At 66.1% G+C, this 11,946-nt stretch carries 9 protein-coding genes; 3 read left to right on the top strand and 6 right to left on the bottom strand.

All coding sequences use genetic code 11. The features are described from left to right. Positions 1-18: 18 nt before the first annotated feature. Together F595_RS0108625 and F595_RS0108630 are read left to right on the top strand one after the other, a co-directional pair. Positions 19-1,554, top strand: coding sequence for an FAD-binding domain-containing protein (locus F595_RS0108625; protein ID WP_022956464.1), 1,536 nt, complete (start codon positions 19-21; stop codon positions 1,552-1,554). Then, entirely contained in the window at positions 1,551-2,843 is a 1,293-nt protein-coding gene (locus F595_RS0108630) for a DASH family cryptochrome (protein WP_022956465.1), read from the top strand. Before F595_RS0108625 ends, F595_RS0108630 begins: the two co-directional genes overlap by 4 nt. Here F595_RS0108630 and F595_RS0108635 read toward each other — a convergent pair. Continuing rightward, complete coding sequence (locus F595_RS0108635) at positions 2,813-3,874, bottom strand: AraC family transcriptional regulator (protein WP_022956466.1); 1,062 nt, start codon at positions 3,872-3,874, stop codon at positions 2,813-2,815. The genes F595_RS0108630 and F595_RS0108635 overlap by 31 nt on opposite strands. A 111-nt stretch (positions 3,875-3,985) precedes the next feature. On the opposite strand from F595_RS0108635, the gene F595_RS0108640 reads away from it, so the two are divergent. After that, positions 3,986-4,840, top strand: a complete 855-nt coding sequence (locus F595_RS0108640; RefSeq protein WP_022956467.1) for a metal-dependent hydrolase — start codon at positions 3,986-3,988, stop codon at positions 4,838-4,840. A gap of 73 nt (positions 4,841-4,913) precedes the next feature. Here F595_RS0108640 and F595_RS0108645 read toward each other — a convergent pair whose 3' ends face one another. From F595_RS0108645 to F595_RS0108665, 5 genes are all read right to left on the bottom strand, one after another. Further along, entirely contained in the window at positions 4,914-5,564 is a 651-nt protein-coding gene (locus F595_RS0108645; RefSeq protein WP_156873848.1) for a DUF6989 domain-containing protein, read from the bottom strand. Continuing rightward, positions 5,539-6,552: an NAD-dependent epimerase/dehydratase family protein gene (locus F595_RS0108650; protein ID WP_022956469.1), complete on the bottom strand. Its 1,014-nt coding sequence runs from the start codon at positions 6,550-6,552 to the stop codon at positions 5,539-5,541. The genes F595_RS0108645 and F595_RS0108650 overlap by 26 nt, the downstream gene beginning before the upstream one ends. 328 nt (positions 6,553-6,880) lie before the next feature. After that, positions 6,881-8,710, bottom strand: coding sequence for a long-chain-acyl-CoA synthetase (locus F595_RS0108655; RefSeq protein ID WP_022956470.1), 1,830 nt, complete (start codon positions 8,708-8,710; stop codon positions 6,881-6,883). A 198-nt stretch (positions 8,711-8,908) separates the two neighbouring features. After that, entirely contained in the window at positions 8,909-10,486 is a 1,578-nt protein-coding gene (locus F595_RS13515; RefSeq protein WP_169446998.1) for a S8 family peptidase, read from the bottom strand. 204 nt (positions 10,487-10,690) lie between these two features. Further along, positions 10,691-11,848 carry an acyl-CoA dehydrogenase family protein gene (locus F595_RS0108665; RefSeq protein WP_022956472.1) on the bottom strand — a complete coding sequence of 386 codons (1,158 nt, stop codon included), beginning with the start codon at positions 11,846-11,848 and terminating at the stop codon, positions 10,691-10,693. Positions 11,849-11,946 lie beyond the last annotated feature (98 nt).

Below are 11,946 nucleotides of genomic sequence, written 5' to 3' on the forward strand. Positions count from 1 at the left end.
CTGCCATCGGAACCGGACATGCCCTGCCAACTGGTGTGGTTCAAGCGTGACCTGCGCTGCCAGGATCACCAGCCGCTGCTGGAGGCGGCCCGGCACGGACAGGTGCTGTGCCTGTACGTGATCGAGCCCGACTACTGGTCAGGCAGCGACGTTTCCGCCCGTCACTACGGTTTCCTGCGCGAGAGTCTGCGCGACCTGTCCGCCGATCTGCGCGCGCACGGTCTGACCCTGCACGTGGTGCAGGGCGACGTGCTCGAGGTGTTGCGCCATCTGCACCGGACCGTCGGTCTGTCGGCCATCCATGCCCATGAGGAAACCGGCAATGCCTGGACCTTCGCACGCGACCGCGCGGTGCGCGCCTGGTGCCGCGACCAGGGCGTGACATGCCGTGAATACCGCCAGTTCGGCGTGTTCCGGGGGCTGGCCGACCGCGACCACTGGCTGCGCGGCTGGGAGGCCCAGATGGCTGTACCATGCCACCAGCTGCCCGATGTCATCACCGGCGACACCCGGCCCGAGCTGGTCCGGCAGCTGCCATCCGCCACGCGCCTCGGCCTGCCGGACGAGGACGCGCCCGGGCGACAGCATGGCGGTCGTCATGCCGCCGACGCGGTGCTGGCCAGCTTCCTGACCGAGCGCTCGGCCAGCTACCGGGGTGGCATCTCGTCGCCGCTGTCGGCGCCCACGGCCTGTTCGCGGCTGTCACCCTACCTGGCCTGGGGCTGCCTGAGCCTGCGTGAGGTGGTGCAGGCCACCCGTGCGCAACGGGCACGGCTGCCGCCGGATGCCGCCTTCCAGCGTCGCGGTCTCGATGCCTTCGTCAGCCGGCTGTACTGGCACTGCCATTTCATCCAGAAGCTGGAGAGCGAGCCCGAGCTGGAGTGGCGCAATCTGCATCGCGGCTATGACGGTCTGCGCGAAGCCGACTGGCAGCCCGCGCATTTCACGGCGCTTGTCGAGGGACGCACCGGCTGGCCGCTGGTCGATGCCTGCGTCGCCATGCTGCGTCACACCGGCTGGATCAACTTCCGCATGCGCGCCATGCTGGTGTCGGTGGCCGCCTATCCGCTCTGGCTGCACTGGCGGCCCGTGGGCGAGTGGCTGGCACGGCAGTTCGTCGACTACGAGCCAGGCATTCACTGGAGCCAGCTGCAGATGCAGTCCGGCACCACCGGCATCAACATTCCGCGCATCTACAACCCGATCAAGCAGGCGCGCGACCATGATCCGCAGGGCCGCTTCGTGCGGCGCTGGCTGCCGGCCCTGCGCCAGCTGCCGGATGCCTGGCTGTTCGAGCCCTGGCGCTTGCCGGAGTCCTTGCAGCAGCGCTACGGCCTGCGTGTCGGCCACGAACTGCCGGCCCCGGTTGTCGATCTCGAGCAGGCCACGCGGCTGGCGCGTCAGCGACTGTTCGAGCGCCGTGGCGATCCCGAGGTGCGTGCCGCCAAGGCAGCCGTGATCACGCGGCATGGCTCGCGCCAGCGTCCGGCAGCGCGCAACCGGGCGTCTGCCAGCCGGCCGGATACCCGCCACCAGATGGAGCTTCCGTTGTGACCACCGTCATCTACTGGTTTCGCAGCGACTGCCGCGTGCATGACCACCCCGGACTGCAAGCCGCGCTGCGTGACGCCACCCGGCTGCTGCCGGTATTCGTTGACGATCCGCGTCAGCAGCAGCCTGATCGCTGGGGCTTTGCGCCGCGCGGCCGGCACCGCCAGGTCTTTCTCGCCGACACGCTGGCCGATCTCGACGCCAGTCTGCGCCGCCTGGGCAACGGCCTCGAGATCGTCACTGGCACGCCGGAGACGGTGCTGCCGGCGCTGGCGCGGGCCTGCGGCGCCAGCCGCATCGTCTGCGAGGACATTCCCTGTCCGCAGGAGCAGGACGCGGTGCGGGCGATCAGGGCTGCCGGCATCACGGTGCAGACGATCTGGCACGCGACCCTGATCGCTCCGCCTCAGCTGCCGTTTGCGGTCGCCGACCTGCCCGGCGTGTTCACGCGATTCCGGGTGCGTATCGAGGAGGCCGGCGTGCTGCCCCTGCAGCCCCTGCCCGAGCCAGTCAGTCTGCCACCACGGCCTGCAGCCTGCCCCGTGCCGGATGTTCCGCCGCGTCTGGCGCGCCCGGAGCCGGCACACGATCCCCGCAGCGCCTTCCCTTATGCCGAGCCGGCCTGGCAGGGCGGCGAGCAGGCGGCATTGCGTCATCTGCATGCCTATTTCAGCGATGACCGGGCACCGACCTACAAGGCCACGCGCAACGGTCTGACCGGCACCAGCTATTCCAGCAAGTGGTCACCCTGGCTGGCCACCGGGGCGCTGTCGCCGCGCAGGGTGTTCGCCGCGCTGCGCGACCACGAGGCCGAGGCCGGTGTCAGCGACGGCAGCTACTGGCTGTGGTTCGAGCTGCTCTGGCGTGATTACTTCCGCTTCCTGCATGCCCGTCATGGCAGTCGCCTGTACCGCGTCGAGGGGCTTGGACAGCTGCCCCCGCCGCGTCACGATGCCCGACGGTTCGCCGACTGGTGCGCCGGTCGCAGCGGACAGGCCTTCGTCGATGCCGGGATGCGCGATCTGGCGGCCACCGGCTTCCTGTCCAACCGGATGCGCCAGATGGTCGCCAGCTGGCTGATCCATGATGTGCCGGGTGACTGGCGGGCCGGGGCGGCCTGGTTCGAGTCGCAGCTGATGGATTACGACCCCTGCAGCAACCAGGGCAACTGGCTCTATCTGGCCGGGCGCGGCACCGATCCGCGTGGCGTGCGCCGTTTCTGTCCGCGTCGACAGGCCGAGCAGTACGACCCGGACGGTGCCTATCGACGCGTGTGGTCGGCCAGGGCCTGAGCCCGGAAGGCACTGGGTGTCTGGCCTGTCCACTGGCGGAAGGCACGGGTGAAGTTGGCCGGTTCGCGGTAGCCCAGCAGCCCGGCGATGCGGGCGATCTCCGGCTGCGGCGAGGCCAGCAGCTGCAGGGCATCGCGATGGCGGGCCTCGTCGAGCAGATGCTGGTAGCCGCTGCCCTGTTGCAGCAGCTGGCGGCGCAGGGTGCGCAGTGACAGGTGCAGACGGCGCGCCAGCTCCGCCGGTGACGGGTAGCCGGTGGCGGTGAGCAGCATTTCGGCACGTGCGCGTGCCAGCAGCGGCCGTGCCGAGGCCAGTTCGCCGAGCAGGGCGAGTTCGCGCTCGCACTGGCTCAGAGCCTGCTGCAGGCCCTCCGGATTGGCGGTCAGCAGCCGGCGCTCGAAGCGCTCCGTGTCATGCAGCACCACGCAGGTGCGCGGTTGCTGGTGACGCAGCGGCGGGCAGCGCGGGCGCAGGCGGTCGACGTGCGCGCCGGCAGGGAAGTCGAAGCAGACCTCGCCCTGCAGCGGTTCCGGACCGAGCAGGAACTGCACGCCCTGGCAGAAGCTCAGCGTGGTGGCCTCGAGCATGAGCTGGCGCAGCCGCTCGGGCAGCACCAGTTCGGTCTCGAACACGAAGACGTGGCGAGTGTCATGCTCCTCGTGGCGGAAGCAGATGCCGCGGCCGCGCAGCGACCAGAAACGGTTGAGGATGTCGATGGCAGTGCGTGGCCGGTCGGCGCAGAGCAGGGCATAGCCCATGCTGCCATGCGCCGTCAGCGGCATGCGCAGGCTGGCCTCGATGGCCAGACCGGTGTCGTCGGTGGCGTCCAGCAGGGCCTCGAGCAGGACCAGGAAGCGTCTCAGCGAGATCCGTCCGCCCAGGTCATCGACCAGCGCCGGATCGAGTCCCGCAGTCTGCAGCAGCGCCCGGGTATCGAGGCCGCGTTCGCCGGCGATGGCCAGGTAGGTGGCCGGATAGGTTACCGGCGTGTTGGGCAGGTCGGCCCAGTCAGGCAAGCTCAGCAGGGACACCGGACCTCCGCATGTGGCCACCAATGACAAGCATGTTGTCCGCGCAGCATCTCACGGGGCGGCATTGCGCACCAGTATTCTGACCGGGTAGTCAACGATGAGGAATTCCCCATGACCGCCGCCCTCGATACCCGTGCCGTGCAGCGTGCCGCCCTTGGCCAGCACGATCTCAAGGTCCGTCACATGAAGTTCGACCTGAGCGACGACATTCCCGAGTACTGGTACGACAACGACCCGTTCAAGACTCTGCTGCTGTCGGCCATGTCAGGCGGCTTCCCCGAAGGAGAGCGCTTCTTCATCGATTCGGTGCGGCATTTCCGCGACCGTCTCACCGATCCGGCGCTGAAGGAGGCGGTGCGCGCCTTCATCGGCCAGGAGGGCCATCATTCCCGCGAGCATGGCCTGCTCAACGATTTCCTGGTGCGCCGCGGCCTGCCCATCGACGTCATCGACCGCAATGTCGGCGCCTTCATGCGCTTCATGAAGAAGCGCTTCTCGCCCGAGCGCCAGCTCGCGCACACGGTGGCGGTCGAGCATTTCACCGCGATCCTGGCTGAAGGCTTCCTGCTGCCGGGCAGCGAGCTGGAGAAGATGGATCCGCGCATGGCGAAGCTGTGGGCCTGGCATGCCGTCGAGGAGGCCGAGCACAAGGCGGTGGCGTTCGACGTCTACAAGCAGACCGTGGATGACGAGTGGCTGCGACTGTCGGAGATGGCCATGGTCACCGTGCTGTTTCTCGGCTTCACCGCCGTTGACCTGGTGCGTCTGCTGCAGACCCGCGGTCTGGCCAGCAGCCCGCGCCTGTGGCTGAAGGCCGTGAACGAGATGTGGGGCGTGCCGGGGCATTTCCGCAAGCTGATCCCGTCCTATCTGGCGTTCTACCGCCGCGACTTCCATCCTGACCAGATCGATGCCAGCGCCGCGCTGGCCCGGGTCAAGGCGCGCTACCTGGGCGACCAGGCCTGAGGCATCGTCAAGCCGGGCTGGCGTGCCTGCCCGCCCGGTGTGGATGGTGTCTTTTGATCAGCCAATCCAGCGATCAGCCGATCCAGAGCAGCGCCAGACTGAGTGCGCCGGCATAGAACACGGCGATGGCCGGCCCGGCGATCAGCCGTGCCAGTGCGGTCTGGTGGCGCAACTGGCGCCAGGCCCAGAGTGCCAGCATGCACAGCGCTGCCTCAGGCAGCAGCGGATAGAGCGCGAAACCGGCAATCTGGGTCACGTCGACGGCATGCCACAGTGCCATCGGTCGAGCGGCCCACTCCCAGATCACGAACGCCAGCAGGCCGCTGGCACCTGTCCACAGATAGCCGTGCCGCCAAGCCTGGGCCAGGCGCAGCAGCGGCCACAGCAGCATGATCCAGAACCCCATGAAGTAGATCGGCACCGCACCGCCCAGCCGAGGCGCGCCATGATCGGGGAACTGCAGGGTCTGCATGCGCTCCACCAGCATCCAGTCGGCGCAGGGCAGGGCGATTGACAGCGGCAGCAGGAAGCGCCACAGCGCGAGTCCTTCGCGATCACCGCGCCACTGGCAGAACAGCGGCAGAGCCAGGTTGTAGAGCAGGGCGCACAGGCACAGCAGCAGACCCAGCCAGCGTCCCTGCACGGTCAGGGCGGCAGGAATCGCCGCCGCCATGAACACGGCATGAAAGGTCAGAACGTCACGAGGCACTCTCGACAGCCACATCCTCATCCACCTCCCGGTAACGGAACAGGTCACGCATGCCGGCATCGAGCTGGATATGCGGGACATAGCCAAGCACGTCGCGCGCCTTTCTGATGTCGTAGCGATGCCGGCGCAGCACGAAACGCAGGGATTCGCTGGAAATGGGTTCGAAGCGTGCACTGGCCCACCAGAACAGCTTGCCCAGGCGCAACAGGAGCGTCGCTGCCGTCGTGCTGACCAGGGGCAGCGGCCTGTGCACCATGCGCGCATGCCAGCCAAAGAACTCGGCACAGGACACCGTGACGCCATCGGTGATGTTGAAGACCTGGCCACGCACCGTGTCAGGCGTGGTGCGCAGCTGCTGCCAGACCAGCAGCATGGCATCGATGAGGTTGTCGACATGCAGGGGGTTGAGCACGCCGCGGCCGCGATCGGGAAGCGCGAACTGCAGATTGCGCAGCAGCTCCAGCGGGCGATCCACCCAGGCCTTGCAGCCAGGACCGTAAAGCTCGCTGGGACGCAGGATCACCGCATCCAGCGTGCCGGCGTCGATGCGCTCGCGGACCAGCCGCTCACCAGCGATCTTGGTGGTGTTGTAGACGTTGCCCTGGCCCTGGGTGGCGGTGTCTTCGTCGGCATCAGGCGGATAGTCGAAACCGTAGACCATCACGCTGGAAACATGGATCAGGTGGCGCAGGCCAAGCTCCTCCATGACCGCACATACCGAGTCGGTGCCATGCACGTTGTCATGTTCGAACGCGGCAAGCGGACCGTCCTCCCCGACCCGGGCAGCAGTGTGCATGACCACGTCGGCGCCATCCAGGCAGCGACGCAGCGCGTCGCGGTCATTGATGTCGGCGATGACCACCTGGGCGCCGCGAGCACGGGCGCGCAGTCCTGCGGTGGCATCCCGGTCTATGCCGCGCACGCTCCAGCCCAGGGCGATGGTACGTTCCACCAGACGCAATCCCAGCGATCCACCGATGCCGGTAATGGCCACAACGGTCATGACCAGAGCCTCCGCAACTGGCTGAACGCCATCAGGGCAAGGTGAATAGGCACGTTGACTGCTCCCGTCATGGGGGGTGTTGAAACCATCCGTTGTCGGATTCAGGGTCGTTCAAGAACAACCGAAATGCAAGCGGACACGATCAGCCGTCGTTGTAGACGCTCCACGGAGCGAGAACAAGTCTCGTTATTCCAAATGTCGGATTTTTGAACGAAATCCGCAGAATGAGGTCGTGCAGTTGCCGGGGGGCGGGGTGAAAGTGGCGTGATGCCGTGTCAGGGCCGTGCGGAAACCTGCCGGCAGCGTGCTGCCGGCAGGCGGGTGATGCTCAGAAACGGAATTTTCCGGCCAGGATGTCCGCGTGGACAGCGGCATCCAGCGGCACGAAGTCGCTGTTGCCGGGCAGCATCACGAACAGGGGTTCGTCGCCGCACAGTGACGGATCGAAACCTTCCTGCTTGAGGCCGGATTTCTGGTACTTGAAGGTCCCGGTGGTCTCCATGGCCGCCTTGACGCGCAGGAATACCGGTACGGCATAGGGCGGCAGCTCGCGACGCAGGTAGGTGGCGAGATTGGAGAAGTCGACCGTGTGACCGGCGTGCGGGGTGATGGCGGCCATGCCGGCGCGACCGTTGGTGTTGGGAATCTCGACCCCGTAGACCACGGCCTCCGCCAGGCTGTGGTGGCCGGTCATGATGTTCTCGACCTCGGTGGTCGACACGTTCTCGCCCTTCCAGCGGAAGGTGTCGCCGGTACGGTCGACGAACTGGGCATGGCGGAAGCCGATGTCGCGCATGAGGTCGCCGGTGTTGAAGTAGCGATCGCCCTTCTTGAACACGTCGGTGAAGATGCAGCTGACGTTCTTGCCGCTGTCGGTGTAGCCATCGAACGGTGTCTTGTCACTGATCTCGCCGATCATCAGGCCGACTTCGCCCTGCTTGACCTTGATCATGCGGCCTTTCCTGTCACGCACCGGGGCTTCGGCTTCCTTGTCGTACTTGACGATGGCGTAGGGCACGGGCGAGAAGCCGACGGTGTTGTCGAAATTGAAGATGTTGCTGAAGCCGACGTTGCCCTCGGAGGAACCGTACAGCTCGGCAACCACCTCGATGCCGAAACGCTCCTTGAACTGGCGCCAGATCGACGGACGCAGGCCGTTGCCGACCATCTTGCGCACGGCATGGGCACGGTCACCCTCACCGGCCGGCTTTTCCAGCAGATAACGGCAGAGTTCGCCGACATAGCCAAAGGCCGTGGCCTTGTACTTGCGGCAGTCATCCCAGAATTCACTGGCCGAGAACTTGCGGCGAATGGCCAGACCGCTGCGACCGGCAATGACGGCGCCCCAGCACACCACCATGGCGGTGGCGTGGTAGAGCGGCAGGGTCGAGTAGAGCACGTCATCACGTCCCAGCCCGAGGCTGAAGCCGAGACCGCCGTAGGCCTTCATCCAGCGCCCGTTGTTGAACACGGCCGCCTTGGGCAGACCGGTGGTGCCGGAGGTATAGATGTAGAACAGACCGTCAAGACGATGGATGTGCTGCGCGGTCGGCGGGTTGTAGCCGGGGCTGGCGACAGCTTCCTCGGCCAGGTTGCGAAGACCCTCGGGGGCCTGTCCGGCGTGCTGGCTGCAGTCGGCGTCATCGAGCCAGAACAGCTGGCTGTCCGAGAGAAGCAGGTCGGCACGCACGTCCATGACATTGGCGGCGCATTCGGCGCCGGTGACCAGCACCGACGGCTTGACCAGGTTGATGCTGTGGGTCAGCACCTTGCCGGTCTGCGAGGTGTTGACCAGGGCGGCGATGACGCCGATCTTGCTCAGCGCCAGCGCGGTCACCAGCAGTTCCGGACGGTTCTCGATCAGTACCGTGGCGACATCACCCTTCTTCAGGCCCTGGCGCAGGAAGACGTGAGCCAGGCGGTTGGCCCACTGGTTGAATTCGCTGTAGGTGAAGCTGACATCACGGTAAAGAATGGCGACGCCCTGCGGATTTTCCCGCACGGCCTGCTCGAAGGCCCAGGCCAGGCCTACCGTCTTGTCATTGCTGGTGTTGTTGGCAAGCAGCAGGCCTTGCACCATGCGCGGCAGGCGCGGCAGCAGATCGGGCAGCTTGCGGGCCACATCGATGGGAGAAATGACGTCGGCGTGAGTTGTCATGCTTTTTGTCCTCAGCAGCCTCTCGGGGCGCTTGCTGGCGAGCGTCTGTGCAACGCAATGGTGGGCGCGGAAGCGTGTTCCACGCGGTCGGACGCTAACTTAACTGTGCTAAGGAGATGCTGCAAGACTTGACGGACTCGCCCCCGACAGGCAGGAAGCCTGTGCGGGGGCGAGCGGGTGGAGCGGAAAGGGCAGTGTCTAGTTCGGCTGGCCGTAGAAGGTGTAGCTGCCGCTGCCGCTGACCACCTGGACACGCCAGCGGTAGGTCCCGGCGCCGGCCGAATAGGTCAGATCGACGCTGCTGCCAGTGGCACTGGAGGCGACGTTGGCCCATTTGCGGGTCTTGGCGTTCTGCTTGTCGAGGAAAATCCTGCCGGTCATGTTGCTCGGTGCGCGCAGGTAGCCGCGAAGTGCCATGGACTGCGTGGTTCTGAAACCGGCACTGGAGGGCAGGGTGGCGACCGAGCCGGCACTGGCTGTCACGCTGTAGGGCTGGCAGTTGCTGCATGGCGCGGCCGCTGGCTGTTCGGGTGGCGGTGCCGGCGGCAGCACGGTGCCGGCCGGCATCTGCAGCAGACGATCCGGCGAGCCGGTGCCTTCGCTGCCGACAATGTCCTTGACGCTCTCGTTGATCAGCAGGGTGGCGACCTGTTCCTGGGTGGCGGACGGGTTCAGGGTCAGGTGGTGCGCCACCACGCCGGCCACATGCGGTGCGGCCATCGAGGTGCCGCTGTAGCTGGCGGTGGCGGTGGTGCCGGTATGCACCGACGACAGGATGCCGACGCCAGGGGCGAACACGTCAACGCAGCTGCCGAAGTTGGAGAAGCTGGCACGGGCGTCGTTGCTGCTGGTGGCGCCGACGGTGAGAATTTCCGGGGTGCCGGCCGGGGAATAGGCGCAGGCATCGGCGTTGCTGTTGCCGGCGGCGGCAACCACCAGCACGCGGTTGGCGACAGCCTTCTTCACCGCGTCATTGAAGGGCGTGTAGGTGCTGGACGACAGCGACAGGTTGATCACCGCCGGCCAGGCCTGACCGGCACTGCGCTGACCGCTGACGTGACTGATCACCCAGTCGATGCCGGCGATGGCGCCGGAGACGGTGCCACCGCCATCGCAGCCCAGCACGCGCACGGCATGCACGGTGGCTTGCTTGGCGACGCCATAGGTGGTGCCGGCTGCCGTGCCGGAGACATGGGTGCCATGGCCGTTGCAGTCGTTGGTGTTGGTGGCGTTGATGGCGCCATCCTCGTTGGCGATGAAGTTGCGGCCGGTGCCGAGGCGACCGGTGAACTGGCTGTGGCTGGCGAGGATGCCGGTATCCAGCACGTAGATGTGGGCAGCGTTGGCGGCGGCATCCGGGTAGGTGAACTGGCCGTTGAGACCGGTTGGCTGGTCAATGCGATCCAGTCCCCAGGGAGCCGACGACTGGGTGGCGGCGACCGCGACATACTGGTCCTGGTCAACACGCAGCACCGACTTGTTCTTGCGCAGGGCATTGGCCTGGCCGGCGGTCAGGCCCGCCGCGAAACCCTGCATGGCGCGTTCGTAGACATGACGCAGCGGGGCATTGCCGACTTCGCGCACCATCGCTTCGGCGATGTCACGACCATTGGCCTTGCCGTACTGCTTGCGAGCCTTGGCCAGATCAATGGTGACCACGTAGGAATTGCTGACCGGCCCGCGCTTGGCGCGCTGCAGGTCGGGATCAATGCTGGCATGCGCGCTGGTGGCGGTCAGCACGGCGGTGGTGGCAAGGGCGAGCAGCTGTTTCTTCATGATCAGGTACCGGGCAGGTCGCGGCAAAACCGCAGGACGCATGGGCGTTGATGCTTCCTGACGTCCTTGCCCGGAAACAGGATCATGCTGCCAGTCCGGCTGCTGACAAAACAATCAACACGGGTTGGTGTTTTGCCGCGTTTGTGTAAAAAACCGACGAATGGTGATCCGTCGGTTTGATTTGCGCTGCAACGCAATGGTTTTTCAGCGTTTCTTGCCAGGCAGGGTGCCCATGAGCTTGCAGATGATGCCGAGCATGACCTCGTCGGCGCCGCCGCCGATGGAGGCGAGACGGCCGTCGCGGTAGGCGCGCGCGATCGGGTTGTCCCAGGTAAAGCCCTGGCCGCCCCAGTACTGCAGGCAGCTGTCGGTGACCTCGCGCATCAGGCGTCCGGCCTTGAGCTTGGCCATCGAGGCCAGCATGGTGACGTTGTCGCCGGCGATGTGCTGTTCGCAGACCGAATGCACCAGACCGCGCAGGGCCTCGATCTCGGTCATCAGCTCGGCCAGGCGGAAGTGCACCACCTGCTGGTCCAGCAGCGGCTTGCCGTAGATCATGCGCGAGCGCGCGTAATCGATGGTCAGCTCGACGCACTTGACCATGCCGCCGATGCCGCTGGCGGCGCAGAAGATGCGTTCCTCCTGGAACTGCAGCATCTGCATCATGAAGCCCATGCCCTCGGCGCCGATCAGGTTCTTCTGCGGCACGCGCACGTTGTCGAAGAACACCTGCGCGGTGTCGGAGCTGCGCTGGCCGAGCTTGTCGATGGGGCTGGAGAAGGAGATGCCCGGCGTCTTCGACGGCACCACGATCAGCGACTTGTTGTTGTAGGGACCTTCATCGCTGGTGTTGGCGAGCAGGCAGAAGAAGTCGGCCTGCAGGCTGTTGGTGATCCACATCTTGGAGCCGTTGATGACGTAGTCGTCGCCGTCCTTGACCGCGCGGGTCTTGATGGCCGCCACGTCAGAGCCGGCATGCACCTCGCTGACCGCGATGGAGCAGACGTATTCGCCGGTGATGGCCTTGCGCAGGAAGGTGTCCTTGAGCTCGTCGGAGCCGAAACGGGCAATCGCCGGCGTCGCCATGTCAGTCTGCACGCCGATGGCCATGGGAATGCCGCCGCAGGCAATGCGACCCAGCTCTTCCACCACCACCATGTTGTAGGAGTAGTCGAGACCGGAGCCGCCATACTCCACCGGCTTGTGCACGCCGAGCAGACCGAGATCGCCCATGCGCCTGAACAGCTGATGGGCCGGAAAGCGGCCGGCCTCTTCCCACTGGTCGACGTGCGGATTGACGTCGTTTTCAACAAACTGGCGCGTGGTGCGACGCAGGGCGTCGTGTTCTTCGGTGAATCGCATGATGGCTTCCTGATGCTGCGGCTACTTGGCGTGAAGGCGCGGCCGGATCGCGCTGACTGTCAAGTCACGCGTACCATAATGGCCTCTGTGATATTTTG

The organism is Perlucidibaca piscinae DSM 21586 (assembly GCF_000420045.1).
GTDB lineage: Bacteria > Pseudomonadota > Gammaproteobacteria > Pseudomonadales > Moraxellaceae > Perlucidibaca > Perlucidibaca piscinae.